The sequence below is a fragment of the Bacillus sp. FSL W7-1354 genome (assembly GCF_038002405.1).
Lineage (GTDB): Bacteria > Bacillota > Bacilli > Bacillales > Bacillaceae > Bacillus > Bacillus paralicheniformis.
This window is the reverse complement of the sequence record NZ_JBBOCL010000001.1, coordinates 1,879,402-1,905,939: the sequence shown is the minus strand read 5'-3', so window position 1 is coordinate 1,905,939 and position 26,538 is coordinate 1,879,402. Positions and strand designations below refer to the sequence as shown.

Sequence of the window (26,538 nt, the reverse complement as noted above, 5' to 3'; positions counted from 1 at the left end):
GATGTGTCTAATTTATAATATCTATCAATATCATGCATTCTAGTTATGAAGGAGCGGATGAGCATTGGAACTCTATCAAATTGACCATTTTATTGCCGTGAGCAGGCATAAACACTTTACAAAAGCCGCCCTGGAACAAAGGATTTCCCAGCCGGCTTTGAGCAGGTCGATCAAAAAGCTTGAAGAAGAATTGGGCGTCCCGCTGTTTATTCGAAAAACAAAATCGATCCGCCTAACAAAGTACGGCGAGCAGTTCCTTATCAAAGCGAAACAGGCCCGCCTTGCTCTTGACGAAGGCGTCCAGCAAATCAGGGAAAGCGTCAATCCGAATGCCGGGGAAATCTCGGTATCTTTTTTGCATACGCTTGGTTCACGCCTGATGCCGCAGCTGATTGCCGGTTTTAAAAAGAAATACCCGAATGTTGCGTTCCGGCTGTATCAGGCTGCAAATGAACATCTTCAGCATATGGTGGAGACGGGCGAGGCTGATATATGTCTCAGCTCACCACCCCTTCCAAACGAACTTCTTGAATGGACGGTGCTGGATACTGAACCGCTTTACCTGGTGCTTCCCGCCGACCACCCGCTCGCAGATCGGAAAGAAGTCGCGATCAGATCCATTGCCCATGAGGACTTTGTCGGTTTTAAGCCGGGTTATGGTCTTCGATATGTGTTTGATCAAATGTGCCGGGAACTGTCCATCAGCCCGAAGCTTGCGTTTGAAGGGGAAGAAGTGTCGACGATTTTGGGCCTTGTGTCAGCAGGGCTCGGTGCGGCGATCCTGCCGAAAACGGCGGAACATATCCATTCTCCGGTGGCATTTTGCCGAGTGTCAGACTACCGTTCTGAGAGGACGATCGGTCTCGCCGTTTTGAAAGACTATTATTTATCGCCGGCGGCACGCAACTTTAAAGAATTTGTCATCGAATACTATCGACGGAATGAGCGGCCTGATCAGCCGTAAAGCAAATAAAGACTTCTCATGGTGACAATTATCCTGTATATTGATAATGATAATTATTATCAATTGGAGGGTTGAACATGACGAAAAAGCAGTATTCTTATATATTGACCGTTTTACTCGCATTTTCTGTTTTTCTTTCAGGCTGTCAAAGCGGCCAAAAACAGACGGCATCAAAGAACGAAGCGAAAACAAGAGTGGTGAAAACAATCAACGGAAATGTCACTGTACCGGCCAATCCGAAGCGCGTCGTTACGATAGGATATGCCGGGACAATGCTTGCATTCGGAATCAAGCCGCTTGGAGAAACAGGGAAATATCTTGAAAGTCCCTATATTAAAGATCATATTTCAGAAATAAAGAATATCGGGGGAAAAGACGGTTTTTCAGTATCTGTGGAAAAGATTCTTAAGCTTAAACCCGATTTGATCGTATCGATGACAAACGATAAAAAAGAATATGAAAAGCTCTCAAAAATCGCTCCGACTGTCGTTTATCCGTTCGGCACGTTTAAAGATGCACGCGATGAAATGAAAACGTTTGGCAAGCTGCTCGGCAAGGAAAAGGAGGCTCGGGAGTGGACGAAAACGTTTAATCAAAAAATGAAAGCCGCCCGCGCGAAAATCAAAGATGCATCTGTACAAGGTGAAACGTTCTCTTTAATCGGCGCATATGCAAAATCTGTGTATGTCTACGGGGCCTACGGGTATCGGGGCGGAGAAGCGATCTATACGCAGCTGGGACTGACGCCGCCTGAATCTGTTAAAAAGGATGCCATTGATACAGCTGACGGATATAAAGCCATATCTTTCGAAGTTCTGCCGAAATATGCCGGAGACTACATATTTGTCGATGAATCATACAACGGAAAGCTTGATCAGGACAATCCGGTTTGGAAGTCGCTTGACGCGGTGAAAAAAGGCAAGGTCTTTTTCCTCGATCCGGACAGGTTCTGGCCGTATGATCCAAACGCTGTTCAGGCGCAGGCCGAAGAAATCGCGGACATGATATCCAAGAAAGCGAAAAACGAATAGAAAAGCGGGGAGCCGAAAAGAATGATCCGGCTTCCCGCTTTTTCATTTTTCATAATGCTGAAATTGAATATCCAGTGTCCGGAGGTATGTTTGCAGGCCCGCATCTTGGATGGGGATGATATAGGCCGCTTCACCTGACTCATTATGGTGGGAATGCCATAATCCCGGCGGTGTAATGAAGGCTTTTCCGGTTACCCAGTCAATCCGTTTCGGATCGATGATTTCCTTTGTGGCCGGATCGATTTTGCTTCCGACTAATGTGTACGTCCCTGGTGCGGCATAGGCGACAAAATCGAGAGCCACCGACTTGTGGCTGTGGGGCGCTTGATTGGAGCCGGGAGGCACGATGCCGAACATCGCCCACAATACATGGGTGATCGTCAGCGTTTGATCGAATATATCATTGTTTAAAAGAACGGAAATACGGTTTCGGAAACGGGCGTCAGGAGCGGCGGCCGCTTCAGCCAATTTTGCTTTTGCCTGTTCAGCGGTGTAGATGGTTGGTTGAAAGCGGGATTCCGACGGCTTTACGCCCAAATAATGCAGGAGAGGTGAATCGGTGATGTAATAAATGGCTGCATCTTCTGCTGCGGTATGCTGGCTGCTTGAACCGGCAGGCAAAGTCAAAAAATCGCCTTTCTGCCAGTGAATCGTATCTTCGCCCGCTTCGGTACGCCCTGCGCCGCTGACAATGTAATATAGTTCGCTTGTCGCGCGGGGGGCGGTGTGAATGGTGTCGCCCGAACGAATCTTGATGAAGTGGGCGAGAAGGGAAGGGCTTGAAGCGGGATATTCCGTCTTCAGTTCTTCTGAGATGTCCAGCGGGATGATCCGCGTTTCACCTGTTTCATACAATTCAGGTCCGAACTCTTTCACAGGAATCGGACTGATTATTCCGCTTCCAATCGGGTCAGAGGCAGTGGTATACTCGAAAAAACGGGCATGTTTCGTCAAATGCTCGGCTCGGGTTTCAAATTGAGAATGCATTGAAAAACCTCCTGTTATTTTTTGATAATTCAATCATATCTCATTTGGAAGATGATAGTAAACCATTACATTGATAGAAACAGATACGGAAAAGAGGGATTGGATTGGGAAAAGGATTGAACGGCAGAAGAATTGCCATCGGAGCATCGCGAAAAACGGATGAAATGAGCACATTAATCAAAAAGCAAGGCGGGGTTCCCGTCGTACGTTCCCTTCAGGGTACCGTGTTTTTGGCCGAAAAAGAAGTAGGTCCTGATTTGCGAGCCTTTGTTGAAACGGGAGCCGACTGGGTGATTTTTACGACAGGAATCGGGACGGAGACGCTTGTCAACCTAGCTGATAAACTGGGGATCGGTGAGCGCTATTTACAAGCGATCCGCGGGGCGAAGGCGGCATCGAGAGGCTACAAAACAATCGCCGCATTAAAAAAGCTCGGCATTACGCCGGTTGCGGCGGATGAAGACGGCACCACCAAAGGACTGATCGACTCGCTTCAATCCCATGATTTTTCCGGGAAACGGGTGATGGTACAGCTTCACGGCGAAAACGCACCGTCACTGCTTCAGTTTTTGGAAGAGAAAGGTGCAGCTGTTTTTCCGCTTCTGCCGTATCGCCATGTTGCACCGGACCGGGAAACCGTCGCTTTATTGTGCAGCGAGGTCATCAACCGTGAAGTGGATGCGGTTTGCTTTACAACAGCCGTCCAAGTCCGCTCGCTTTTTCATTTTGCGAAAGAAAACGGCTATGCGGAGAAAATGGTCCAATCTTTTGAAGACAGCGTGTTGGCAGCCGCTGTCGGAAAAGTGACGGCAGAAGCTTTAAGAGAAGAAGGAGTTGAACGCCTGCTCGCTCCCGGCCTCGAACGAATGGGAGCGATGATTGTGGAGCTGGCTCGGTTTTATGAAACGGAAGAGGAAATCAAAACACAGTAAGTGCGAAGGAAATCAGCAGATTGGGGCGTGAGAGTCTCCTTGGGAGGCGCTGTCATGTATGCAGACCCAAAAGGAAAAAAGCCGCAGACACAGCTTGCCGTGCGGCTATCATTTTCTGGGCTGTGATACTTTTTGTGCATCATGCTTTTGAATATGTTGATCGTGAGCCGTTGATGTCAAATTTTTCTGTTTTGCTGGGTTTGAGTCTCACCGTGTTTTTTCTGACGGAAAGCCTGGTCAAACGGCTTGCAGCCGCAAAAACAAGAAAAACGCTTCGCCGATGAGCCGAAGCGTTTTTTGCTTTATAAAACAAATTGATCTGAAACGAATACCGCGCCGTCTTCATTAAAAATCCGGGCAGGCTTTGTTCCGATGACCCGGATGTCTGAAATGCTTGCGGCGATTCCCGTTTCTTCCGGCAAGGCGATGACGGGAGTGTCAAAGGCATGCCTATACCTTTTAATCAGCGGATCATGTTCAACCTTGTAGTGACACCAAACCGCATAGTCTCCCAGAAGCTTTAATCCGTTAAAATCGCGCAATCCGCAAGCATTGCGGTCCATATAAGAGCAAGTCATGATGTTCTTTCCGAGAATGACGGCGCCTGCGCTTCCGCCGTAAATGACGCCGCCGCTTTCGGCATAGCGCTTTAACACCTCGATAAAATGTGATTCAATGAATTGTTTGAGCAGACGAAACGTATTTCCTCCGCCAATATATACGGCAGAAAATGCGTCTAAATCGTGCACGGTTTTGCCTTTGACATCCGTCCACATCACGATATTTTTAACGCCGAGCGGGTGAAAGAGCCGGCTGATCCAATCGAAGCCTTCATCATACCTGTCGGCGTCCATGGCAATCGGAATATACAACAAAGGCTTATGCGGGCAGAGGCTCCCGGCAAAATGTCGATCCAGCCGTTCAGTTTGGTGCGCATCTCCGCCCCCGGAAAGAAACCATTTTCCCATCCTGACCTCCATCTATTTATTATGTTTCCTTTAATTGTTCATTCAGCACGCTGTCCTCCAAAACGGCAAATTTGTCTCCATACACTTTCGTAATATGTGTTTCTCCCCAGGCGCACAATGAATCCAATATGTCTTTAAGCGTCCATCCGTATTCGCTGAGTTCGTATTCGACCTTCGGCGGCACCTGCTGGTACACGAGCCGATTGATGACGCCGTCCTCCTCCAGTTCGCGCAGCTGCTGGGTCAGCATTTTCTGCGTAATGTTCGGCATCAGCCGCTTCAGCTCGCTCGTGCGTTTTTTGCCGTGCGTCAAATGGCACAAAATCACACATTTCCATTTGCCTCCAATTACTTCAAGTGTAGCTTCGACAGATATATTGTACTTTTTCGGCTTCATGTTCTCCTCCAAACCATAGGAACCGAAAAGTACCTATCTAACTTTTTGGTTCCTATCGCACTTAAAAGTGCGTACTTTTTTTTATAGATGATATGTACCATAATATCATTTGCCGGCAGACATTTGCTATACATTAAAAACGAAAGGGGGAAAAAGAATGACTTCTGTTCATGATAAAAAACGCAGTACATTAGCGCTTTTAGCCTTGGCGGCCAGCGCATTTGCCATCGGAACAACCGAATTCATCAGCGTGGGGCTTCTGCCTTTAATTGCTGATGACATGAACATTTCAGTGACGACCGCGGGGCTGACTGTATCGTTATACGCTTTGGGCGTGACAGTCGGCGCACCCGTATTGACGTCTGTCACATCGAGTATGCCGAGAAAAGCGCTGTTGCTTGTGATTATGATTATTTTTATGATCGGAAACGGGCTTGCGGCATGTGCCGGAAGCATCGGTGTTTTATTAACCGCCCGCGTGATTTCCGCGTTTTCTCATGGCGTATTTATGTCAATCGGTTCAACGATTGCGGCAAGCCTGGTTCCGGCGGATAAAAGAGCCGGAGCGATATCAATTATGTTTACCGGTCTGACGATTGCGATGATTACCGGAGTTCCCATCGGCACGTTCCTCGGTCAGCTGTTCGGCTGGCGGATTGCTTTTGCGGCGATCGTCGCTGTCGGCGCACTGGCGTTTATCGCCAACAGCTTTCTTGTTCCGGCCGATTTGCCGAAAGGCGTCCGAACGTCTTTCAAGAGCCAATTGAAACTTGTAACCAATGGCCGTCTGCTGCTTTTATTCATCATTACGGCGCTTGGTTATGGAGGAACATTTGTTGTCTTTACGTATTTATCCCCGCTGCTTCAGCATGTGACAGGTTTTAAACAGGAAGCTGTTGCCGTCATTTTGCTTACTTACGGCATTGCCGTCGCGCTCGGAAATATCATCGGAGGTAAAGCGGCCAACCAAAAACCGCTTACTGCATTATTCTATATGTTCATCGCCCAAGCGGTTGTGCTTCTCATCTTAACGGCGGCTGCTCCTTATCAGGCAGCGGGCTTTATCGTCATCATGCTGATGGGATTTTTAGCATTTATGAATGTCCCCGGGCTCCAGTCCTATGTGGTAATTCTGGCTGAACGGTTTGTTCCGGGGGCGGTAGATGTCGCATCAGCTGTCAATATCGCTGCATTCAACGCCGGGATCGCGACCGGATCTTATACAGGAGGCGCCATCACACAGTCGATCGGTTTGATTCACACTCCATGGGCCGGAGCTTTGATGGTGCTCGGCGCCGTCGCGCTGACGGGCTGGAGCAGGGCGCTGGAACGAAATGACCAAAAACAAAATCAAGCTTTAAAGAAAAACTGCGCATGATGTATACAAAAATATGAGGAGGCCAATTAGATGACGGCAAAAAATCTGCAAGATCGAATCACATTGAATAACGGGACGGACATGCCCTGGTTTGGACTAGGCGTGTTTAAAGTAGAGGAAGGGCCCGAACTGGTGCAAGCCGTAAAAACGGCAATCAAGCACGGCTACCGCAGTATCGATACGGCAGCCATCTACGGAAATGAAGAAGGGGTTGGCCAAGGAATTCGCGAAGGGTTGAAAGAAGCCGGAATTTCTAGAGAAGACTTGTTTGTAACGTCAAAGGTCTGGAATGACGATTTAGGCTATGACGAAACGATTGCAGCCTACGAAGCGAGTCTCGAAAAGCTCGGGCTCGATTACCTGGATTTATACCTGATCCACTGGCCTGTTGAAGGGCGCTATAAAGCGGCGTGGAAAGCCCTTGAAACTCTTTATGAACAAGGGCGCGTAAAAGCAATCGGCGTCAGCAATTTTCACGTTCACCATCTGGAAGACTTGCTGAAAGATGCCGCCGTCAAACCGGTGATCGACCAGGTCGAGTATCACCCGCGGCTCACGCAGAAAGAGCTGCAAGCGTTTTGCCGTTCGCACAGCATCCAGCTTCAAGCATGGTCGCCGCTGATGCAAGGCCAATTGCTCAGCCACCCGCTGCTGAAAGATATCGCGGACAAGCACGGCAAGACACCTGCTCAAGTCATTTTACGCTGGGATTTGCAAAACGGAGTCATCACCATTCCAAAGTCGACAAAAGCGGAGCGAATTGCCCAAAACGCGGACGTATTTGATTTTGAACTGACCCTCGAGGAAATGAAGCAAATTGACGGGCTGAATGAAAACACCCGTGTCGGTCCTGATCCTGATAACTTTGACTTTTAACAAAAAACGGCCCCGTTCGAATTTCCGAGCGGGGCTTCGACACATTTTTTATCCGCCGTTTTTCACAGGTAAAAGCCATAACATGAAAGAGAAAACGAGATATTAAGAGAAAATAGAAGGTAATAAGTCATAAACTGTGTAAAAAAGGTTATAAAATTGATAAACGAGGAAATTTGATCATTTATGAAACTTTACACGATGATTGAACGGGCGTAATATAAATCTCATCAAAAAACTGAATAAAATTTCCAATTAACGTAACCGCTGAATTCCAATTGGAAGCGGGGGAACCAATTTTTTGTGGCGCTGCCACTTGGGGTGAATCCTTTTCAAGGTAAGGTGACTCTTTGCACCTGAATCCGACAGCTAACCTCGCAAGCGTTTAAAGAGAACCAAAAAACGTGCATAAAGCACGGTTTCTTAACTGTGCCCAAAAAAGCCGTAAGAGGTTTGTTCTCTTGCGGCTTTTTTTCGTGCAAAAAACATGAAAGGAGGTGAGCGGAGTGCTGGATATCGTGATGCTGGCCATTGTCGCATTTTTAGCGGGGATGATGTTTCTGTTGCTGAGATGGGCGGGGAAAACCGCTGATCAATCATAAATGTGAAAGGAGTGATTGCCATGGCGCTATTGGCAGCGGGAGCAGCCGCCATGTTTGTCTATTTGACTTATGCTTTATTGAATCCTGAGAAATTTTAATTGTACACAAATTGGGGGTGTTGAAATGACGTCGCTCATATCCATCTGTTTTATCCTGCTTGCCGCATTGCTGGCAGCCAAACCAATGGGGCTTTACATAGCGAAGGTATTTGACGGCGCCCCGTCCAAAATCGACCGGTTTTTCCTTCCGGCGGAACGCTTGCTGCTTGAGCTGGGCGGAGTAAAAGGAGAAAACCAATCGTGGAAGAAATACGCCGCCGCGCTGGTACTCACGAATACGGCGATGATTTTCATCGTTTATCTCGTTTTTCGTCTGCAGGGTGTACTGCCTTTAAATCCTGAAAAGGTCGCGGGAATGGAACCTACACTGGCTTTTAATACGGCAGTCAGTTTTATGACGAATACAAATTTGCAGCATTACAGCGGCGAAAGCGGTCTGTCCATGCTTTCGCAGATGATTGCGATCACCTTTTTAATGTTTGCCGCTCCCGCTACGGCGCTGGCAGCCGCGGTTGCGATGATTCGGGGGCTCGCCGGGAAACCGTTCGGCAACTTTTTTGTCGATTTGGTCCGTTCGATCACGCGGATTTTACTGCCGATCACAGTTGTGGTGTCGCTTGTTTTCGTCGCCCTAGGCGTACCGCAGACGCTTGACGGTTCCGTGACAGCCCATACGGTGAGCGGAGGTGAGCAGTCCATTGTTCGGGGGCCGGTGGCGTCCTTTTTATCCATCAAAGAGCTGGGGAACAACGGCGGGGGGTATTTTGGCGTCAACTCTTCTCATCCATTTGAAAATCCGAATGGATGGAGCAATGCGATTCAAATTTTATTAATGCTCTTGATTACCATCTCACTGCCGTTTACGTATGGGAAAATGGTTGGGAATCTGAAGCAAGGCCGCATTCTTTTTGTATCCGCAGGTCTTTTGTTTTTGCTTTCAGCCGGGGCAGCTTTCATGGCGGAATCGCAAGGCAATCCCGTCATCAATCAGCTCGGAATCGAGCACACAGAAGGCAGCATGGAGGGTAAGGAAGTGCGGTTTGGAACATTGAATTCAGCTTTTTATGCGATGGTTACCACCACAAGCGAGACAGGGGCCGTCAATACGATGCACGACACGCTCACGCCACTAACGGGTCTGTTGGCATTGCTTAATATGATGCTGAACACGGTGTTTGGCGGAATAGGCGCCGGATTGATGAACATGCTTCTATACGCGATGGTTGCGGTTTTTCTGTCGGGCTTAATGGTCGGAAGAACGCCTGAGTTTTTAGGCAAAAAAATTGAAGGAAAAGAAATGAAGCTTTTAGCCGTTACTCTGCTGATTCATCCTTTGTTAATCTTAGGGGCGTCAGCGCTTTCCGTCATGACGCAAGCGGGTCAGGCTGCAATTTCAAATCCCGGATTTCACGGGATCAGCCAGATTTTATACGAATATACGTCTTCAGCCGCGAATAACGGTTCAGGATTTGAAGGGCTCGGAGACGCGTCGCCTTTTTGGAATATAACAACGGGAATTGTGATGTTTATCGGCCGTTATTTCTCAATTGTCACACTGCTCGCAGTTGCGGGGTCACTTTTGAAAAAGCAAACCGTTCCGGAAACAATCGGAACATTTCGCACCGATTCAAGCCTGTTCAGCGGGATTTTTATCGCTTCGATCCTGATCGTCGGGGCTTTAACATTCTTTCCGGTGCTTGTGTTGGGACCGGCCGCAGAATATTTAACATTACGATAAGGGGGCTTTACTCATGAACGATTTGCATCATTCCAGTCAACAGGCCACACCGGATGCCGTTCACACAACAAAGCAAACGATGAACGACACGATCATCAAAGATGCGGTCAAACATGCCTTTTTAAAATTAGATCCGCGAACTATGATCAAAAATCCGATTATGTTTGTCGTAGAAGTCGGATTTTTCATAACGGTTCTGCTTTCCGTGTTTCCCCGGTTTTTCGGCAGTACGGCGGCTCCCTGGTTCAATCCGGCGGTTTCTTTCATTTTGCTGATCACCGTGTTATTCGCGAATTTCGCCGAAGCGCTGGCTGAAGGAAGAGGAAAGGCGCAGGCCGATTCTTTAAAACAGACGAAAAAAGGGGTTTTGGCCAATAAAGTAATGGATGGCCGCATTGAGAAGGTAGCGTCTGCCGAGCTTAGAAAGGGGGACATCGTCATCGTCTCCCAGGGAGAAATGATACCTGGCGACGGCGAAGTCATCGCGGGTCTTGCATCAGTAGACGAATCGGCCATCACGGGAGAGTCTGCTCCGGTCATAAAGGAAGCAGGCGGTGATTTCAGCTCTGTTACGGGAGGCACCCGGGTCGTCAGCGATTCGATTAAAGTCAAGATCACGAGTGATCCGGGTGAAACGTTCCTCGATCAGATGATCGCTTTAGTCGAAGGGGCTGAAAGGCAAAAAACGCCGAATGAAATCGCGTTGAATACGGTTTTAACGAGCTTAACGCTGATTTTTCTGATCGTTGTTGCGACACTCCCGTTTTTCACGTCCTATCTCGGTTTTCAAATTGATCCCGCCGTCTTGATTGCCCTGCTTGTCTGTCTTATACCGACGACGATCGGCGGGCTCCTGTCAGCCATCGGGATTGCGGGAATGGATCGCGTGACCCGCTTCAACGTTCTGGCGATGTCGGGGAAAGCTGTCGAGGCTGCGGGCGACATTAACACGATTGTTCTTGATAAAACAGGGACGATCACTTTTGGAAACCGGATGGCCGGGGAATTTGTTCCTGTCGGAGATGAATCGCTTCAAACCGTTGGTGAATATGCGGCGCTTGGCTCCATCCATGACGAAACACCGGAAGGACGCTCAGTCATCGAACTCGCTGATAAACTCTCGATTCATTATGACTCGTCCGTTGCTGAAGCAGGAGAACCGATTGAATTCAAGGCGGAAACGAGAATGAGCGGCGTGAACCTGCCCGACGGAAGGCACATTCGCAAAGGCGCTGTCGATGCCGTGAAAAAGTGGGTGATCAACAATGGCGGAACGATACCTTCGAATCTCGATCTGGAAAGCGAACGGATTTCAAAAGAAGGCGGAACACCGCTGGCTGTAGCGGCAGACGGAACAATCTTCGGTTTGATCTATTTAAAAGACACCGTTAAACCGGGCATGAAAGAGCGCTTTGCCGAGCTTCGCAAAATGGGGATCAAAACGGTGATGTGCACAGGCGACAATCCGTTAACGGCCGCTACGATCGCAAGGGAAGCGGGCGTTGATGACTTTATTGCCGAAAGCAAGCCCGAAGACAAGATTAATGTGATCAAGCGCGAACAATCTGAAGGAAAGCTTGTCGCCATGACGGGCGACGGAACCAATGACGCGCCCGCACTTGCGCAGGCTGATGTCGGGCTTGCCATGAACAGCGGCACAACAGCTGCCAAGGAAGCAGCGAATATGGTGGACCTTGATTCGAATCCGACAAAAATCATTGAAGTCGTCTCGATCGGAAAGCAGCTGCTTATGACGCGCGGCGCTTTGACTACGTTCAGCATCGCAAACGATATCGCCAAATATTTTGCCATCATTCCGGCGATGTTTATGCTGGCGATTCCCGAGATGAACGCGCTGAACATCATGAGGCTTGGTTCGCCGATTTCAGCGATCTTATCTGCGCTGATATTTAACGCGCTGATCATCCCGCTTCTTGTGCCTTTAGCCATGAAAGGAATTGCTTATAAACCGATGAGCTCAAATGCTTTGCTGGCCCGCAATTTATTGATCTATGGCCTCGGCGGCGTCATCGTCCCTTTCATCGGAATCAAGCTGATCGATATGCTGCTTCAGATTATGTTGTAAGGAGGAATCGTCATGAAAGAAATCGGAGTAATCTTCAGAATCAGCCTGCTGTTAATGCTGGTTTGCGGGCTTGGATATCCGCTCGCGCTGACAGGGATTTCACAGGCCGCCATGCCTGGAAAGTCAAATGGAAGTCTTGTGTATGACCGGCAGGGGAATGTGATCGGCTCTGAACTCATTGGCCAGCGGTTTAGAGACCCGCGGCTCTTTCAAGGAAGGGAATCCAGCATCAAGTATGATGCCGCAGGATCTGGATCCCCAAACGAAGCGCCGTCAAATCCCGATTTGCTGAAACGGATGAAAGCATCGATTGAAAAGTGGAAGGAGGAAAACCCTGATGTTCCGATCAGTAAACTGCCGGTCGATTTAGTCACGAACTCCGCTTCGGGATTAGACCCTGATATCAGTCCCGACGGGGCGATGGCGCAAATTCCGAGAATCAGCCGTCTGACAGGACTGCCGGAGAAAGAGCTTGTGCAGCTTGTTCATCAGCATACCAAAAGCGACTTCTTAAGTGAACCGCGCGTCAACGTGCTGCTTCTCAATATCGATTTAAAAGAAAAACTGAAGTAGAATGCTGCCCGGTGTCTGATCATACGACATCGGGAAAAACAAACTTGATGAGAAAACGGAGATGCTGCAATGCGGACAAAAAACACCCGTGATTATCGAAGGAAGACGCCGGGAGAGCTGCTGGCCGAAATTGAACAGCTGAAAAGAGGGCATTGGACCATTTATATCGGTTCTGCGCCGGGAGTCGGAAAAACGTATCGGATGCTCCAGGAAGCGCACGATTTAAAGCGTGAAGGGATCGATGCCGTGATCGGCCTTGTCGAAACGCATCATCGAAAAGACACGGCCGCACTCGTCAAAGGTTTAGAAGTCATTCCAAAACGAAACATTTCATATAAAGGGATAACGATGGGAGAAATGGATGTCGATGCGATTATTAACCGGAAGCCAGACCTTGTGCTTGTCGATGAACTGGCTCACACCAATGTGCCAGGTTCGAAAAATGAAAAGCGGTACATGGACGTTGAAGATATTTTACAGGAAGGCATCAACGTGCTGTCCGCCGTCAATATCCAGCATATCGAAAGCGTCCATGATATCGTTCAACACGTCACCGGGGTGAAAGTAAGAGAACGGATCCCGGACCGCGTGTTGGAATTGGCGAATGAAGTCATCTTGATTGACGTCACTCCGGAAACATTGCAAAAGCGGCTTCAGGAAGGAAAGGTATATGAAAAACATAAGATACAACAGGCTTTAACCCATTTTTTTACGAAAAATAATTTAGCTGCGTTGAGAGAGCTCGCCTTGCGAGAAGTTGCAGATGATGTGGATGATCGTCTGGAGCGGACGAACGGCAGCCTCCGGCCGAGGGGAACGAATGAAAAGATTTTGGTGTGCGTCCAGCACGGAAAAAATGCCGAAAAACTGATACGGCGCGGATGGAGAATCGCAAGCCGGCTGAAGGCCGATCTGCTCGTTTTAAACGTGTCGCGCACGTCAAAGGAGCAGCTGGCCCCGACAGAACGGGATAAAATCGGGCAATGGGAGACGCTCTGTGCACAATTCGGCGCCGAATTCATTTTTAAACACTCAAACAAAAGGCGCATTTCTGAAACGATCACTGATACAGCGAAACAGCACGGCATTACACAAATCGTGCTCGGCCAATCCGCCCGATCGCGATGGGAAGAAATCAGAAAAGGCTCGATTGTCAACAGCATTATGAGGCATACAGACGGAATCGACCTTCACATTGTCTCGGATGAGAAAGCTTGAGATCGGGATGCCGTTGTTAAAGGATGTTCAGCGGCGCCTGCGGCCTCCAGTATCAGCAGTTCTTTTTTCATCTCCAATCCGCCCCGGTATCCCGTGAGCTGTCCGTTTTTGCCGATAACCCGATGGCACGGCACTACCATTAACAGCGGATTTGCGCCGATCGCCGTACCTACGGCCCGGACAGTGTTCCGCTTTTGTATATGCCCGGCGATATCGGAATAGGAACGCGTGCTGCCGAAAGGAATTTCGGAGAGCGCCTGCCACACGGCCAGCTGAAAAGGCGTTCCGGCAAGGTCGACAGGAAAGCTGAAATGAGTCCGCTTGCCATCTAAATACGCCTGAATCTGCTCGGCGTATTCTGCCAATCCTTTGTCATCCCGAATGAAAACTGGCTGTGCGTACCTTTTTTCGGCCCAAGCGGCCAGCTCCCCGAATCCTTGATTCCATGCCCCTGTAAAACAGAGCCCGCGGGTAGTCGCCGCAATGTGAATCTGCGAGCGGCGGCAAGTCAGCGTACGCCAGTATACGATTTGATCTTCCATATGTTTACCTCCGTTTCATTTGCCGGTATGACGTCGGTGATTGCCCTGTTTTCTTTTTAAACAAAGCGGCAAAATAATCCGCATTCCCGATGCCTACCATTGAGGCGATTTCTGCAATCGTTCGTTCAGAATGGGCAAGCAAATCGAATGCTTTCTCAATCCTTTTCTGCAGGATGTATTCTGCCGGCGAGGCGCCTTTGATTCGTTTAAACGTCCGCTGCAGATGAAAAGGGCTGATATGGCACCTGTCTGCCAAAGCTTGCAGAGACAGCGGATCGCGATAAGATTCCTCGATGATTTGCACCGCCCGCTGTGCCAGCTCTTCATCCGGCAGCAGCATCCCGGCCGGATTGCAGCGTTTGCAGGGGCGGTACCCTTCTGATAAAGCATCTTTTGCATTGAAAAAGATTTGCACATTTTCGATTTGCGGAACTCTCGATTTGCAGGAAGGGCGGCAAAATATCCCGGTCGTTTTGACCGCGTAATAAAAAACTCCGTCATAGGCGGAATCGTTTTCCGTAATCGCCCGCCACCTTTCAGGCGTCAATCGTGATTTGCTATTCATATCTTCACCCCGATCTATGTCAGTATAACCTAAATGACAGCCGGAGGTGGAGAGGCGGGGAATGGCACAGCAAGAAGACAAAGAAGAGGAGGGACGGTTGCCTGCGTCTCCGAAACGCGCTACAATTCATTTACAATACAGGATGAGGTGAGAATATTGCCGAAATCAGAGAAGCAGGCCTCCTAAAATAAAAAAGCTATATTTTAGGAGGTAAAACATGAATTTTCAAACAATCGATCTCGACACTTGGTATAGAAAATCTTATTTTGACCATTACATGAAGGAAGCGAAATGTTCTTTCAGTATAACGGCAAACGTCAATGTGACCAATTTGCTTGCCGTGCTCAAGAAAAAGAAGATCAAGCTGTACCCGGTTTTTATTTATATCGTATCAAGGGCCATTCATTCGCGTCCCGAGTTTAGAACAACTTTTAACGACAAAGGACAGCTGGGATATTGGGAACAAATGCACCCGTGCTATACGATTTTTCATCAGGACGACCAAACGTTTTCCGCCCTCTGGACAGAATACTCAGATGATTTCTCGCGGTTTTATCGTCAATATCTTCAGGATGCCGAGCGCTTTGGAGACAAAAAGGGCTTGTGGGCTAAGCCGGACATCCCGCCCAATGCGTTTTCAGTTTCTTCTATTCCATGGGTGCGCTTTACAAACTTTAATTTAAACCTAGATAACAGCGAACACTTGCTGCCGATTATTACAAACGGGAAATACTTTTCAGAAGGCGGTGAAACATTTTTGCCGGTTTCCCTGCAAGTACACCATGCAGTGTGTGACGGCTATCATGCCGGCGCTTTTATGAACGAGTTGGAACGGCTTGCCGCCGATTGTGAGGAGTGGCTTATGTGACAGAGGAAAGGCCGATAGGATTCGGCCTTTTTTATATGCACTTCTTAGCGGGTCTCCTGCCATCTCTCCCTGCTGTTTAAATTTACTCACGGGATTTGGAACGCCGGCTCTCAACAAACTTCCGGTAATGAAAATCATGAACCAAACGGATCGTCGGCCTGATTAACAGCTGAAAGCTGCCGATCACAAACATCCATATTCCCGCCGGCTTCAGTTCCTCGAAGAAAAAACAGAAGCTCCCGACAAGGAATAAAAGACCGATGAGAAAATCGTTTAATGTATGAAGAACTTTGTATCTTTTTTTGAAAAAGAGTTCGTATCGATCATTGTGGTTTTGCGGCATTGCTTGATCCCTCCAGTCCTTTTATTACCCTGCCAGAAGCAGGAATGAAACGTCGGTATGCATAGGATTTATGAATAAGGAAAAACATATGGGGACATCGACCATCGAGGAGTGAAAAATATGCGGCTATTCATATGTGCATTGTGCCTGTTCGGCATGATTGTTCCGACATTTGAAACGAAAGCGCTGACGTTTGAAGAATTGCCGGTTAAACAGGCTTCAAAACAATGGGAAGTTCAAATCGGTAAAGCCGAAGCAAAAAACGGAATGGCGAAGCCGGAAAAAGGTAGCTTTCATACTTATGCTGTCGAAATCAAAAACATTGGACACGATGTAGCTTCGGCGGAAATTTATCTCTATCGGAATGAACCCAATTCTTCAACGAAATTTTCGCTTTGGAATATTCCTCACGACAATGCGGTCTCTTTAGCCAAAAGCTTAAATGACGGAAGCCCTGTCAAGCACCGGAATTTGCTATTGGCAGAGAATGCGACCGAATTGGAAGTGGACTTGATTTGGACGGAAAAAGGGAGCGAAGGCAGACTTTTAAAGGAATCGTTTATTTTCAAAGGGAGATGAATCATAAAGATAGAGGCCGTTGAACCGTCAACGGCCTTTTTTGTGAAAGTTAAGGCAGCCGGTCGTTCGGCCAACATGGTATCGAAGTGAACATTGATCAGCAGAGCTTTCACAAAACATTTACATTTAGAGAAAAATACAGGATGTTTTCACCAATATTTTCTCAATAATGATACACTATTGACAAGCTGCTACTTTGGGTGGGGTGTTTCTGTGGATGCTGATGAAGCAAAAACACCAGACTGTGTCATGAGAGCACGAACAAATCGATATAAAAGTAGGAGAGTCAGGATTGTCAATCTGTAAAAGATCTTTTTTTTATCCCGTGATTCGGCTTTAAAGTTCTGAATCTTCAAGAAGTTTGCCGCCTTTTTGCTGATCAATCGAGAACAAAGGATGATACATATGAAAAGAATAGATAAAATCTACCATCAGCTGCTGGATAATTTTCGCGAAACGAATATCCATCAGCTTTTAAAGATACAAGGGAATTCGGCTCAGGAAATCGCCGGTCAGCTGCAAATGGAGCGTTCAAATGTCAGCTTTGAATTAAACAATCTCGTTCGTGCCAAAAAGGTGATCAAGATTAAAACGTTCCCTGTGCGCTATGTCCCGGTGGAAATCGTTGAAAACATCTTGAACATCAAATGGAACTCAGAGTTGATGGAGGTTGAAGAACTGAAGCGGCTGGCTGACGGCCAAAAAAAGCCGGCGCGCAACATGTCCGCCGATCCCCTCGAGCTCATGATCGGGGCTAAAGGGAGCTTGAAAAAGGCAATCTCTCAGGCGAAAGCGGCTGTCTTTTATCCTCCGCACGGCTTGCACATGCTGCTGCTCGGTCCGACGGGTTCAGGTAAATCGCTGTTTGCGAACCGGATCTACCAGTTCGCCGTTTATTCGGACATATTGAAGCCCGATTCCCCGTTCATCACATTCAACTGTGCCGATTATTATAACAATCCTCAATTATTGCTCTCGCAATTGTTCGGACATAAAAAAGGGTCGTTTACAGGTGCCGGCGAAGACAAAGCAGGATTAGTCGAACAGGCGGACGGGGGCATTCTGTTTATGGATGAAATTCATCGTCTCCCGCCGGAGGGGCAGGAAATGCTGTTTTATTTCATTGACAGCGGCACATACAACAGGCTTGGTGAAACAGAGCATAAGCGAACGGCAAAAGTCCTGTTTATCTGCGCAACAACAGAAAACCCGAGTTCTGCATTGCTGAAGACATTTTTACGGAGAATTCCGATGACCGTACATATTCCGTCGCTCGATGAACGGTCCCTTGGAGAAAGAGTGGAGCTGACAACTTTTTTATTGGGGAAAGAAGCAGAGCGGATCAAGAAAAACTTAAATGTTCATATCGACGTCTATAATGCATTGATTCATTCTGCAAAATTCGGAAATGTCGGGCAGCTGAAATCAAATGTGCAGCTGGTCTGTGCGCACGGATTTTTAAATAACCTTGACAAAGACGAGGTTGTTGAACTGACCGTCCGGGATCTTCCCGATGAGATCAAACAGGACTGGATGTCCAGCAGCAAAAATATCGAACGGAGCAAAATGATTTCTGAATACGTCAACATTACAACGATCATCTCTCCGATTGTGGAAGATGATACAACGAAAATCGATGACTCATTTAACTTATACCATGTCATAGGAGAAAAAGCGAAAATCCTGAATAAAGAAGGCTTAACAAAAAAACAAATCAATCAATATATTTTAACGGATATTCATTTGCACGTCAGAAGCTTTTTTAATCAGAAAATGCTTCAAAACCACAGCTTGCTCAAATTCGTTGAAGACGACGTGATTCAGATGACGAAAGAATTAAAGGAAGTCGCTGAACATGAGTTAGACTGCAAATTCGACCGTAAATTCATCTATTTCCTGAGCATGCACATCGCCGCATTTTTAAAGCGCGGAAAACAGATTGATGTTTTAAACCCGCAGGAAACAGATGAAATCAGGGAAACCCATGTGAAAGAATATGAGGTCGCACTGATTTTCAAAGATAAAATTCAAGCGTATTTTAAAGTAACCGTTCCGGAAATCGAAGTCATCTACTTGACGATGCTGATTCAGTCGATTAAATCATGGAAAGAAAACAAAAGGACGGGCATTGTCGTGGCGGCCCATGGAAACAGCACGGCGAGCTCTATGGTTGAAGTAGCCACTGAACTGCTGGGGAGCACCCCGATTGCTGCGGTTGATATGCCTTTGACCGTTTCACCTGCGGAAATCGTAAGCAGTCTGGCGGAGAAAGTGAAGCAGGTTGATGAAGGAGAAGGCGTATTAATGCTTGTCGACATGGGATCGCTTGCGATGCTGGAAACAAGGCTCGAACAACAAACGGGCGTAAAAATAAAAACGATCAGCAATGTTACGACATCGATGGTGCTTGATGCTGTCCGCAAGGTGAATTATTTGAATTTGAATTTGCACGCCATCTATGATTCGGTTACAAAGGATTTCATCGATTTATGGGCCGATAAACCGCGGGTCTCAGGCAAAAAGAAGGCGATCGTCTCCATTTGCACGACAGGCGGCGGAACGGCGAAAAAGCTCGAAGAGATCTTAACAGCAATCGTGAGCAGGACATCCGATGAACAAATCAGCATTTTGTCGGTGTCATCGATCAAATTAGCAAGCCGCATGAAAGAAATTGAAAAAACGTATGAGATCCTTGCCACGGTGGGCACGAAGAATCCTAAAATCGATGCTCCGCACGTGCCTTTAGAAGTATTGATTGAAGGCGAAGGAGAAAAAGTGATTCAGCAAGTGATTGGAAACGGCAATATCCCTGCGAGCGGCGGATTATCCGGTAAAAATGTGGTGGTGAAGGAGCTGTGCGAAGACAGCCTGAAAAAATATCTTGTCTTTTTGAATCCCTATCATATGATAGACATGCTGTTGGAGTGGCTTCAGACGGTTCAAGACGAACTGCGCATCACATTCAGCAACGCGGTGCTGATCAAAGTCATCATGCATACCGCTTTTGCTTTTGAAAGGGTGATCAAACAGAATCCGATCGCTTTTCCTGAGGAAGAAGAAATGAATGATCAGCTTCAAAACGTTCTTCACATCACAGAGAAAACATTAAAGCCTTACGAAGAAAAGCTTGGACTCGCGATCAGCGAAGATGAAAAAATATTTATCGCGACCATCTTTTCTGAAGAGTTATAGCTGTTTTCCATGAGCGATTTTTTCAGGTAAACCTGTATTAAGTGGAATCCCATTTTAATACAGGTTTATTTTTATGCTTGAATGTGTTTCAAACTTGAAAATCATTCGTCTTGAGATGCAGTGAAAGCGCTTAATACAACTTTGTTGGCACGATCCTTGCATTATAAATAAGCGAACGAAAAAAGAAAGGAGCAATGTACATGATTACAGTCATTATCAGCGGCCACGGAAACTTTCCCACAGCATTAAAAGAATCTTCAGGGATGATATTCGGAGAAGAAGACAGCCTGATCGCGGTGCCGTTTCTGAAAGGGGAAGGCATTCAGACACTGCAAGAAAAATATCATCAGACGCTGAAGGACATTCCGGAGGAACACGAGGTGCTTTTTTTAGTGGATATTTTCGGCGGGACGCCATACAACGCAGCGACTCCTTACATCGCGAAGGAGCGGAGATTCGATATGGCAGCCGGCGTGAACCTGCCGATTTTGTTAGAGGCATTGAGCTTGAGGGAGCATATGCCGCTCAAACAACTGCTGAACCAGTTGAAAAAGATGAGCCGGGAATGCTTCCAAATCTGCAGCGAACAATTGGAAAAATTCAGTCAGTCTAATCAGGGAAGAGAGGATGAATTGTAATGAAAATCGTTTTAGCAAGAATTGATGACCGCTTTATTCACGGCCAAGTATTAACAAGATGGATTAAAATCCACGCTGCTGACCGCATTATCGTCGTCTCTGATGAGGTGGCGCAGGACGAAATGAGAAAAACGCTGATCCTTTCTGTCGCACCTTCAAATGTGAAAGCCAGCGCCGTTTCGATCTCCAAAATGGCCAAAGCGTTTCACAGTCCGCGGTACGAAGATACGACGGCAATGCTGTTATTCGAAAATCCGGGCGACATTGTTTCTTTAATCGAAGCAGGTGTTCCGATCGAAACAGTCAATGTCGGCGGGATGCGCTTCGAGAATAACCGCAGGCAAATCACGAAATCGGTAAGCGTGACTGAAAAGGACATCAAATTCTTTGAACAATTGCACGGATTGGGCGTGAAGCTGGAACTGAGGCAGCTGCCGTCAGATTCGAGCGAAGACTTTATGCAGATTTTAAGAAACGCAATAAAATCCTAGAAGGAGGGTTCTAAAGCCATGTCAACGATTCAAATTATTTTGCTGCTCGTCATTGCAGCTATAACAGGTATCGGTAGTGTATTGGACGAAGGGCAGACACACCGTCCGCTGATTGCCTGCACGTTGGTCGGCCTGGTTCTCGGGGATCTGAAAACAGGCATCATTCTCGGCGGAACGCTGGAGCTGATGGCGCTTGGCTGGATGAACGTCGGTCTTGCAATGGCCCCCGATACGGCTATCGCTTCCGTGATTTCGACCATTTTAGTGATTACCGCCGATCAGGGAGTCGGTGAAGGGATTGCCGTCGCGGTGGCTTTGGCTGCTGCGGGTCAGGCGCTGACGATTTTCGTCAGGACGATCACCGTATTTTTAATTCACCGCGCCGACAAATACGCAAAGGATGGCAATTTTAAAGGAATTGAAATCATGCATATTACCGCCATGGCGTTTCAGGCGCTGCGCGTTATGATTCCGACATTGATTGTGGCTCTGATCAGTGTCAGCGCTGTTCAGGCGTTTTTGGGAAATATTCCGGACGTCATCACAAAAGGTTTGCAAATAGGCGGGGGCATTATCGTTGTTGTCGGATATGCGATGGTCATCAACATGATGAACATTCCGTATTTGAAGCCGTTTTTCTATATCGGTTTTTTGCTGGCCGCGTTTACCGATTTCAATTTAGTCGGCTTCGGTGCCCTCGGGCTTTGTCTGGCATTTTTATATCAGCAAGTGATGCAAAAAAATCATGCGCAGGGGGCGGTGGCTGCCGCCAGTGACAGCAGCATGGCTGCTTTTAATGATGACGATGATCTGGATGCTTAACAATTGAAGGAGGGACGAATAATGGGCACAGAAAAAAGGTTAACAAAAAGAGAAATTTTCAGTATGTTTATCCGCTCAAACTTTTTGCTCGGATCATTTAACTTTGAGCGTGTACAGGCGCTCGGCTACTGCTACGTCATGATTCCGGCGATCAAAAAATTGTACGGTCCGGGAGCGAAACGGAGCGAAGCGCTCCAGCGCCACTTGGAATGGTTTAATACGCATCCGTGGCTGACAGCGCCGATATTCGGCGTGACCGCTGCGATGGAAGAAGAAATGGCCAACAATAAAAAGATTGATGCCAAAGCGATTAATGGAATGAAAATCGGCTTAATGGGACCGTTGGCAGGTGTGGGCGACCCGATTTTCTGGGGGACGCTGCGTCCCGTTCTGGCAGCCTTGGGAGCGTCGCTTGCTTTAAGCGGAAACATCGCCGGCCCGCTTTTGTTTTTCTTTTTAATCAACGCGATCAGGTTAAGTACAAAATACTACGGGTTAAAGTACGGCTATGTGAAAGGCATGGAAATTTTGCAGGACTTGGTCGGGAACCGCATTCAGAAACTGACGGAAGGCGCTTCAATACTCGGGCTGTTTGTGATGGGAGCGCTCGTTTCCAAGTGGACGACGATCAATATCCCGATCGTCGTGTCGAGAATTAAAGATGATGCAGGCAAAGTCGATGTACAGACCGTGCAAAACATTTTAGACAGCATCATGCCGGGGGTACTGCCTCTAGGATTGACATTGCTCGCTGCCTGGATGCTTCGCAAAGGGGTGAATCCTCTTCTCATGATTTTCGGTATTTTTATCATCGGGATTGTCGGCTATTGGGCTGGCTTTTTGGCATAAAATGATTTAGTTGTTCTTTTCTTAGCTTTTGGAGAGGCAGGTCCATTCGGCCGCAAAAAGGGGGAGGCTGTTTGGACTTCCTGCCTTAACCGTCACTAAAAACCGTGTGAAGAAGAGGGGAGAAAAGGGATGAAAAAGAGAATGATTCAGATGGGGATCATAGGGGCTATGATGTTTCCGGAAGCCTTTTCCGCAGCTGCGGCCGACCCGGACTACTATAACGAGGATCATCGGCCCAAGTATCATTTCACGCCGGAAGCAAACTGGATGAATGACCCGAACGGGATGGTGTATTACGCGGGGGAATATCATCTGTTTTATCAATATCATCCGTATGGCTTGCGCTGGGGGCCGATGCATTGGGGGCACGCAGTAAGCAAAGATTTGGTCAAGTGGGAGCATTTGCCGGTCGCGCTGTATCCGGATGAAAAAGGGACAATTTTTTCGGGAAGCGCTGTCGTCGATCGGCATAATACAACAGGGTTTCAAACAGGGACGGAGAAGCCGCTCGTTGCCATTTATACGCAGGACCGGGACGGGGAACAAGTACAAAGCATCGCCTACAGCAATGACAAAGGCAGGACATGGACGAAGTACTCAGGCAACCCCGTCATTCCAAATCCGGGAAAAAGAGATTTCCGAGATCCGAAAGTCGTTTGGCACAAACAGACGAAAAAGTGGGTGATGGTGCTTGCGGGCGGCGACCGAATTTTAATCTATACATCGCCTGACCTGAAGCACTGGACATATGCGAGCGAATTCGGCGAAGGAGAAGGCAGCCATGGAGGCGTGTGGGAATGTCCGGATCTGTTTGAGCTTCCTGTAGAGGGCAGACCGAATGAAACGAAATGGGTGATGCAAGTCAGTGTTGGAGACGGTGCTGTTTCAGGAGGATCAGGCATGCAATATTTCGTCGGAAGCTTTGACGGCACAACCTTTAAAAATGAAAACCCGCCGAATCGCGTATTATGGACAGATTACGGCAAAGACTTCTACGCAGCTGTCAGCTGGTCTGATATCCCGCGGTCTGACGGGCGAAGGCTTTGGTTAGGATGGATGAGCAATTGGCAATACGCAAACGATGTTCCCACTTCCCCGTGGAGAAGCGCAATGTCTATCCCGAGAGAACTAAAATTGAAAGCGTTTTCCGAAGGGTTCAGAATTGTTCAGGCTCCGGTAACTGAGCTGAAGTCGATCAGGGGTGCATCGCAAATGTGGAAAAACAAGATCATTTCACCTCGAAACAGAAATTTTTTGAAAGCGCTGTCAGATAATGCGTACGAAATCAATGCGGAATTTCAAGTAAATACCGGAACTGCGGCCGAATTTGGCTTTAAAGTCCGAACAGGGGAAAACCAATATACGAAAATCGGCTACAGCAAAAACAGCGCTTCACTGTTCGTCGACCGAAGCCAATCCGGAAACGTCTCCTTTAATCCGAACTTTAACACCGGAAAGCATGCGGCCCCGCTGCAACCCGTCGGTGGGAAGGTGAAGATGCGCATTTATGTCGACCGCTCTTCAGTTGAAGTATTCGGCAACGACGGGAGGCAGGTGATCACCGACATTATTCTGCCCGACCGATCCAGTAAAGGGCTTGAAGTATACGCATCTAACGGGTTTGTCAAGCTGAATTCGATGACGGTTCATCCTCTGAAAAACGTATGGGGAACGTCACCCTTTCAATCGAATTTGACCGGCTGGACGACCGTAAACGGTGTATGGGCCGACACGATTGATGGAAAACAAGGGCGATCTGACGGGGATTCGTTCATTTTATCTTCAGCAAAAGGAACAGATTTCACATATGAAGCAGATGTCACGGTAAAGGATGGAAATGGCAGAGGGGCGGGTGCTCTCGTGTTTCGGGCCGACAAGGATGTTCAAAACGGATATCTTGCCAATGTGGATGCCAAGCATGATGTGGTGAAGTTTTTCAAATTTGAAAACGGCTCGGCCTCTGTTATTGCCGAACACCGCACACCGATAGAAACCGGCCGGAAATATCACCTGAAGGCGGTGGCCCGCGATTCCAACTTTCATATTTACTTGGACGGCCGATTGGTGATAAGTGCTCGGGATTCCACGTTTACCGAGGGAGCATTTGGCTTGAATGCATGGGATGCGACCGCAGTCTTCCAACATGTTTATGCTGATCGATAACGATGAAGCTGGAATGCCGGGCATTCCAGCCTTTCATTTAAAAGACGCTGCGGACCAATCCGCCGTCCGCCCGCAAGGCTGCACCATTGATCGGCGAGGAAAGCGGACTGCTTAAAAAGGTGACAAAGTGCGCGATTTCTTCCGGCCGAATCAGCCTTTGTATGATAGAGGTCGGCCGGTTTTCTTTCATAAACCGCCTTTCCGCTTCTTCGACCGTCAGGTTTTCATCCGGATAAAGAGTCTTCAGCATCGTTTCAACGCCTTCGGTTAAGGTTGAGCCCGGCATAACGGTATTGACAGTCACATTTGTACCCGTAGCAAGCTCTGCCAAGCTCCGGGAAATCGAAAGCTGCATCGTTTTTGTTGCGCTGTAATGCGCCATTTCCTGTGACGGCATAACCGCAGCTTCGCTCGCAATAAAAATGACCCGGCCTTCTTTTTTCTCGATCATGCTTTGCAAATATCTCCGCGAGAGCCTTACTCCGCTCATAATATTCACTTCGAAAAAGCGGAACCAATCCTCATCCGGAATCTCAAAATATTCCGCCGGCTCAAAAATTCCTAAATTATTAATGAGAATATCAACATGCGGGAACGCTGCTATTAGGTCTTGACACCCTTTCTCAGTGCCAAGATCATAAGGGGCCGGATGAAGAACAGCCTCGGGGAATTGGCCTTGCAATTCGTCTATTATTTGATTGACCTTGTCTTGCCGGCGTCCGTTAATGATGACAGACGCACCTTCTTTCGCAAGTGAAGCGGCAATCGCTTTGCCGATTCCGGACGTTGATCCGGTCACCAATGCTGTTTTTCCTCGTAAGTTCAGGTTCATCATGGATCCCTCCGTTTTCTTTTCAGTATAAACAGAACAATGTCATACAAAACATCATTCATGATTATGGAACAGAAGAACCCGAAACGGAAGTACGCACTTTAAAGTTATATAGGCACTTTTTTGTGCCCCCTCAGTTTAAAGAGGGGACCGTTTGTTTGACCAGGCAAAAAAAGCATCAAAAAACCGCCGTCTGTAAACGGCGGGCTTACTGTTTATGGGGAATTCAATCATAGCAAGTAACGGTGATGTATGTATCGTTCCCTTTAAACAGAACGAGTTCTGCTTTTTTGTTCGCGCCATCTGTAAAATCGCTGACATCGATCACCGGACTGTTGCTTTTCGGTCCGACGTAGATATTTTTTCTAACGATTTCGGGCGTGCTTCCCGCCCCGTCAACTTCATACAGCGTAAAAGTAAAGCCATAAAAGCTGTTGTTGTGAAAATAAAATTTCCCTCCGCCTGATTTAATGATCGGAGTCTGCGATGTCATGCCATATGTGCCGATATTATCCCATACACCGGAACCTGCTGCAGACGCAGAAGAAAAAGGCAAAAGCAAACACGCCAAAGTGAGCAGTAAGGCACCGATTTTGCTGAATTTCATGATTGGTCCTCCTTTTTAGTCACTACACTGGGGATTGTATCATTCATCACAGATGAAAGAATGAGGCATTGTTCCCTGAAAAATTGGGTTTATCTTTTTCATATGATGCACTTTTTGCGAACGGCATCCATAAATTGTGCTTTTATTAAGAAAAAAGGCCGATCATGGTGCTGCGGCGCTGTAACAAATGAAGCTGATATCCCATGAAGGCCTCCGCGGTTTTTCGAGTTTTTTTCTTTTG

Annotated in this window: 26 protein-coding genes and 1 riboswitch; of the genes, 18 read left to right on the top strand and 8 right to left on the bottom strand. The window is 47.6% G+C overall.

What is annotated here, in order from left to right; translation table 11 throughout:
• Nucleotides 1-64 precede the first annotated feature (64 nt).
• Complete coding sequence (locus tag MKZ04_RS09685) at nt 65-964, top strand: LysR family transcriptional regulator (protein WP_020452373.1); 900 nt, start codon at nt 65-67, stop codon at nt 962-964.
• Between the two features lie 77 nt (nt 965-1,041).
• The gene (locus tag MKZ04_RS09680) at nt 1,042-1,995 is read left to right on the top strand and encodes an iron-hydroxamate ABC transporter substrate-binding protein (protein WP_020452372.1); all 954 of its coding nucleotides are present in this window, start codon (nt 1,042-1,044) and stop codon (nt 1,993-1,995) included.
• Between the two features lie 42 nt (nt 1,996-2,037).
• On the opposite strand, the gene MKZ04_RS09675 is transcribed toward MKZ04_RS09680, so the two are convergent.
• On the bottom strand, nt 2,038-2,982 hold the full coding sequence (locus MKZ04_RS09675) for a hypothetical protein (RefSeq protein WP_020452371.1): 945 nt from the start codon (nt 2,980-2,982) through the stop codon (nt 2,038-2,040).
• 104 nt (nt 2,983-3,086) lie between these two features.
• Here MKZ04_RS09675 and MKZ04_RS09670 point away from each other — a divergent pair, with 104 nt between their 5' ends.
• Complete coding sequence (locus MKZ04_RS09670) at nt 3,087-3,914, top strand: uroporphyrinogen-III synthase (RefSeq protein ID WP_075213053.1); 828 nt, start codon at nt 3,087-3,089, stop codon at nt 3,912-3,914.
• 302 nt (nt 3,915-4,216) lie between these two features.
• On the opposite strand, the gene MKZ04_RS09665 is transcribed toward MKZ04_RS09670, so the two are convergent.
• Complete coding sequence (locus tag MKZ04_RS09665) at nt 4,217-4,882, bottom strand: peptidase E (protein WP_020452369.1); 666 nt, start codon at nt 4,880-4,882, stop codon at nt 4,217-4,219.
• A 19-nt stretch (nt 4,883-4,901) separates the two neighbouring features.
• Nucleotides 4,902-5,279 (bottom strand): winged helix-turn-helix transcriptional regulator, encoded by a 378-nt coding sequence (locus tag MKZ04_RS09660; protein WP_020452368.1) that lies wholly within the window; start codon nt 5,277-5,279, stop codon nt 4,902-4,904.
• Nucleotides 5,280-5,436: 157 nt separating this feature from the next.
• Between MKZ04_RS09660 and MKZ04_RS09655 the strand changes: the two genes are divergently transcribed.
• The 7 genes from MKZ04_RS09655 (at nt 5,437) to kdpDN (ending at nt 13,806) form a co-directional block, all read left to right on the top strand.
• Nucleotides 5,437-6,657, top strand: coding sequence for an MFS transporter (locus tag MKZ04_RS09655; protein ID WP_035338422.1), 1,221 nt, complete (start codon nt 5,437-5,439; stop codon nt 6,655-6,657).
• A 30-nt stretch (nt 6,658-6,687) separates the two neighbouring features.
• Nucleotides 6,688-7,533, top strand: coding sequence for an aldo/keto reductase (locus MKZ04_RS09650; RefSeq protein WP_023855356.1), 846 nt, complete (start codon nt 6,688-6,690; stop codon nt 7,531-7,533).
• A 252-nt stretch (nt 7,534-7,785) separates the two neighbouring features.
• Nucleotides 7,786-7,928: riboswitch (cyclic di-AMP (ydaO/yuaA leader) on the top strand.
• 224 nt (nt 7,929-8,152) lie between these two features.
• The gene (kdpF, locus tag MKZ04_RS21815; RefSeq protein ID WP_075213487.1) at nt 8,153-8,230 is read left to right on the top strand and encodes a K(+)-transporting ATPase subunit F; all 78 of its coding nucleotides are present in this window, start codon (nt 8,153-8,155) and stop codon (nt 8,228-8,230) included.
• Between the two features lie 25 nt (nt 8,231-8,255).
• Nucleotides 8,256-9,929, top strand: coding sequence for a potassium-transporting ATPase subunit KdpA (gene kdpA, locus MKZ04_RS09645; RefSeq protein ID WP_341045779.1), 1,674 nt, complete (start codon nt 8,256-8,258; stop codon nt 9,927-9,929).
• Nucleotides 9,930-9,942: 13 nt separating this feature from the next.
• On the top strand, nt 9,943-12,015 hold the full coding sequence (gene kdpB / locus MKZ04_RS09640) for a potassium-transporting ATPase subunit KdpB (protein ID WP_341045777.1): 2,073 nt from the start codon (nt 9,943-9,945) through the stop codon (nt 12,013-12,015).
• A 12-nt stretch (nt 12,016-12,027) separates the two neighbouring features.
• Complete coding sequence (kdpC, locus tag MKZ04_RS09635) at nt 12,028-12,588, top strand: potassium-transporting ATPase subunit KdpC (RefSeq protein ID WP_020452363.1); 561 nt, start codon at nt 12,028-12,030, stop codon at nt 12,586-12,588.
• Between the two features lie 69 nt (nt 12,589-12,657).
• On the top strand, nt 12,658-13,806 hold the full coding sequence (gene kdpDN / locus MKZ04_RS09630; RefSeq protein ID WP_023855351.1) for a KdpD-like non-kinase potassium sensor: 1,149 nt from the start codon (nt 12,658-12,660) through the stop codon (nt 13,804-13,806).
• Here kdpDN and MKZ04_RS09625 read toward each other — a convergent pair.
• Together MKZ04_RS09625 and MKZ04_RS09620 are read right to left on the bottom strand one after the other, a co-directional pair.
• Entirely contained in the window at nt 13,779-14,348 is a 570-nt protein-coding gene (locus tag MKZ04_RS09625) for a methylated-DNA--[protein]-cysteine S-methyltransferase (RefSeq protein ID WP_043054416.1), read from the bottom strand. The genes kdpDN and MKZ04_RS09625 overlap by 28 nt on opposite strands.
• 4 nt (nt 14,349-14,352) lie before the next feature.
• Nucleotides 14,353-14,913, bottom strand: a complete 561-nt coding sequence (locus MKZ04_RS09620; RefSeq protein ID WP_023855349.1) for a bifunctional transcriptional activator/DNA repair enzyme AdaA — start codon at nt 14,911-14,913, stop codon at nt 14,353-14,355.
• Nucleotides 14,914-15,130: 217 nt separating this feature from the next.
• Between MKZ04_RS09620 and catA the strand changes: the two genes are divergently transcribed.
• Nucleotides 15,131-15,781: a type A chloramphenicol O-acetyltransferase gene (gene catA, locus MKZ04_RS09615; RefSeq protein WP_043054415.1), complete on the top strand. Its 651-nt coding sequence runs from the start codon at nt 15,131-15,133 to the stop codon at nt 15,779-15,781.
• Between the two features lie 82 nt (nt 15,782-15,863).
• Here catA and MKZ04_RS09610 read toward each other — a convergent pair whose 3' ends face one another.
• The gene (locus MKZ04_RS09610; protein WP_023855347.1) at nt 15,864-16,124 is read right to left on the bottom strand and encodes a YrhK family protein; all 261 of its coding nucleotides are present in this window, start codon (nt 16,122-16,124) and stop codon (nt 15,864-15,866) included.
• Between the two features lie 120 nt (nt 16,125-16,244).
• Between MKZ04_RS09610 and MKZ04_RS09605 the strand changes: the two genes are divergently transcribed.
• The 7 genes from MKZ04_RS09605 (at nt 16,245) to MKZ04_RS09575 (ending at nt 24,858) form a co-directional block, all read left to right on the top strand.
• The gene (locus tag MKZ04_RS09605; RefSeq protein WP_043054414.1) at nt 16,245-16,703 is read left to right on the top strand and encodes a hypothetical protein; all 459 of its coding nucleotides are present in this window, start codon (nt 16,245-16,247) and stop codon (nt 16,701-16,703) included.
• Nucleotides 16,704-17,108: 405 nt separating this feature from the next.
• Nucleotides 17,109-19,895, top strand: a complete 2,787-nt coding sequence (locus MKZ04_RS09600; RefSeq protein ID WP_050820722.1) for a sigma 54-interacting transcriptional regulator — start codon at nt 17,109-17,111, stop codon at nt 19,893-19,895.
• A gap of 200 nt (nt 19,896-20,095) precedes the next feature.
• The gene (locus MKZ04_RS09595; RefSeq protein WP_020452356.1) at nt 20,096-20,533 is read left to right on the top strand and encodes a mannose/fructose/sorbose PTS transporter subunit IIA; all 438 of its coding nucleotides are present in this window, start codon (nt 20,096-20,098) and stop codon (nt 20,531-20,533) included.
• Entirely contained in the window at nt 20,533-21,024 is a 492-nt protein-coding gene (locus tag MKZ04_RS09590; RefSeq protein ID WP_050820721.1) for a mannose/fructose/sorbose PTS transporter subunit IIB, read from the top strand. The genes MKZ04_RS09595 and MKZ04_RS09590 overlap by 1 nt, the downstream gene beginning before the upstream one ends.
• A gap of 18 nt (nt 21,025-21,042) precedes the next feature.
• Nucleotides 21,043-21,846 (top strand): PTS mannose/fructose/sorbose transporter subunit IIC, encoded by an 804-nt coding sequence (locus MKZ04_RS09585; protein ID WP_050820720.1) that lies wholly within the window; start codon nt 21,043-21,045, stop codon nt 21,844-21,846.
• Nucleotides 21,847-21,867: 21 nt separating this feature from the next.
• The gene (locus tag MKZ04_RS09580; protein WP_050820719.1) at nt 21,868-22,695 is read left to right on the top strand and encodes a PTS system mannose/fructose/sorbose family transporter subunit IID; all 828 of its coding nucleotides are present in this window, start codon (nt 21,868-21,870) and stop codon (nt 22,693-22,695) included.
• Between the two features lie 129 nt (nt 22,696-22,824).
• Nucleotides 22,825-24,858 carry a GH32 C-terminal domain-containing protein gene (locus tag MKZ04_RS09575; RefSeq protein ID WP_023855342.1) on the top strand — a complete coding sequence of 678 codons (2,034 nt, stop codon included), beginning with the start codon at nt 22,825-22,827 and terminating at the stop codon, nt 24,856-24,858.
• Nucleotides 24,859-24,895: 37 nt separating this feature from the next.
• On the opposite strand, the gene MKZ04_RS09570 is transcribed toward MKZ04_RS09575, so the two are convergent.
• The gene (locus MKZ04_RS09570; RefSeq protein WP_026579216.1) at nt 24,896-25,690 is read right to left on the bottom strand and encodes an SDR family NAD(P)-dependent oxidoreductase; all 795 of its coding nucleotides are present in this window, start codon (nt 25,688-25,690) and stop codon (nt 24,896-24,898) included.
• Nucleotides 25,691-25,916: 226 nt separating this feature from the next.
• Nucleotides 25,917-26,297 carry a hypothetical protein gene (locus MKZ04_RS09565; RefSeq protein WP_020452350.1) on the bottom strand — a complete coding sequence of 127 codons (381 nt, stop codon included), beginning with the start codon at nt 26,295-26,297 and terminating at the stop codon, nt 25,917-25,919.
• Nucleotides 26,298-26,538: the final 241 nt, after the last annotated feature.

What these genes read in the sequence shown, in the direction of transcription:
- MKZ04_RS09680 (WP_020452372.1), top strand. Translation starts at nt 1,042, where the DNA reads ATGACGAAAAAGCAGTATTCTTATATATTGACCGTTTTACTCGCATTT.
- MKZ04_RS09675 (WP_020452371.1), bottom strand. Translation starts at nt 2,982, where the DNA reads ATGCATTCTCAATTTGAAACCCGAGCCGAGCATTTGACGAAACATGCC.
- MKZ04_RS09665 (WP_020452369.1), bottom strand. Translation starts at nt 4,882, where the DNA reads ATGGGAAAATGGTTTCTTTCCGGGGGCGGAGATGCGCACCAAACTGAA.
- MKZ04_RS09660 (WP_020452368.1), bottom strand. Translation starts at nt 5,279, where the DNA reads ATGAAGCCGAAAAAGTACAATATATCTGTCGAAGCTACACTTGAAGTA.
- MKZ04_RS09655 (WP_035338422.1), top strand. Translation starts at nt 5,437, where the DNA reads ATGACTTCTGTTCATGATAAAAAACGCAGTACATTAGCGCTTTTAGCC.
- MKZ04_RS09650 (WP_023855356.1), top strand. Translation starts at nt 6,688, where the DNA reads ATGACGGCAAAAAATCTGCAAGATCGAATCACATTGAATAACGGGACG.
- kdpF (WP_075213487.1), top strand. Translation starts at nt 8,153, where the DNA reads ATGGCGCTATTGGCAGCGGGAGCAGCCGCCATGTTTGTCTATTTGACT.
- kdpA (WP_341045779.1), top strand. Translation starts at nt 8,256, where the DNA reads ATGACGTCGCTCATATCCATCTGTTTTATCCTGCTTGCCGCATTGCTG.
- kdpB (WP_341045777.1), top strand. Translation starts at nt 9,943, where the DNA reads ATGAACGATTTGCATCATTCCAGTCAACAGGCCACACCGGATGCCGTT.
- kdpC (WP_020452363.1), top strand. Translation starts at nt 12,028, where the DNA reads ATGAAAGAAATCGGAGTAATCTTCAGAATCAGCCTGCTGTTAATGCTG.
- kdpDN (WP_023855351.1), top strand. Translation starts at nt 12,658, where the DNA reads ATGCGGACAAAAAACACCCGTGATTATCGAAGGAAGACGCCGGGAGAG.
- MKZ04_RS09625 (WP_043054416.1), bottom strand. Translation starts at nt 14,348, where the DNA reads ATGGAAGATCAAATCGTATACTGGCGTACGCTGACTTGCCGCCGCTCG.
- MKZ04_RS09620 (WP_023855349.1), bottom strand. Translation starts at nt 14,913, where the DNA reads ATGAATAGCAAATCACGATTGACGCCTGAAAGGTGGCGGGCGATTACG.
- catA (WP_043054415.1), top strand. Translation starts at nt 15,131, where the DNA reads ATGAATTTTCAAACAATCGATCTCGACACTTGGTATAGAAAATCTTAT.
- MKZ04_RS09610 (WP_023855347.1), bottom strand. Translation starts at nt 16,124, where the DNA reads ATGCCGCAAAACCACAATGATCGATACGAACTCTTTTTCAAAAAAAGA.
- MKZ04_RS09605 (WP_043054414.1), top strand. Translation starts at nt 16,245, where the DNA reads ATGCGGCTATTCATATGTGCATTGTGCCTGTTCGGCATGATTGTTCCG.
- MKZ04_RS09600 (WP_050820722.1), top strand. Translation starts at nt 17,109, where the DNA reads ATGAAAAGAATAGATAAAATCTACCATCAGCTGCTGGATAATTTTCGC.
- MKZ04_RS09595 (WP_020452356.1), top strand. Translation starts at nt 20,096, where the DNA reads ATGATTACAGTCATTATCAGCGGCCACGGAAACTTTCCCACAGCATTA.
- MKZ04_RS09590 (WP_050820721.1), top strand. Translation starts at nt 20,533, where the DNA reads ATGAAAATCGTTTTAGCAAGAATTGATGACCGCTTTATTCACGGCCAA.
- MKZ04_RS09585 (WP_050820720.1), top strand. Translation starts at nt 21,043, where the DNA reads ATGTCAACGATTCAAATTATTTTGCTGCTCGTCATTGCAGCTATAACA.
- MKZ04_RS09580 (WP_050820719.1), top strand. Translation starts at nt 21,868, where the DNA reads ATGGGCACAGAAAAAAGGTTAACAAAAAGAGAAATTTTCAGTATGTTT.
- MKZ04_RS09575 (WP_023855342.1), top strand. Translation starts at nt 22,825, where the DNA reads ATGAAAAAGAGAATGATTCAGATGGGGATCATAGGGGCTATGATGTTT.
- MKZ04_RS09570 (WP_026579216.1), bottom strand. Translation starts at nt 25,690, where the DNA reads ATGAACCTGAACTTACGAGGAAAAACAGCATTGGTGACCGGATCAACG.
- MKZ04_RS09565 (WP_020452350.1), bottom strand. Translation starts at nt 26,297, where the DNA reads ATGAAATTCAGCAAAATCGGTGCCTTACTGCTCACTTTGGCGTGTTTG.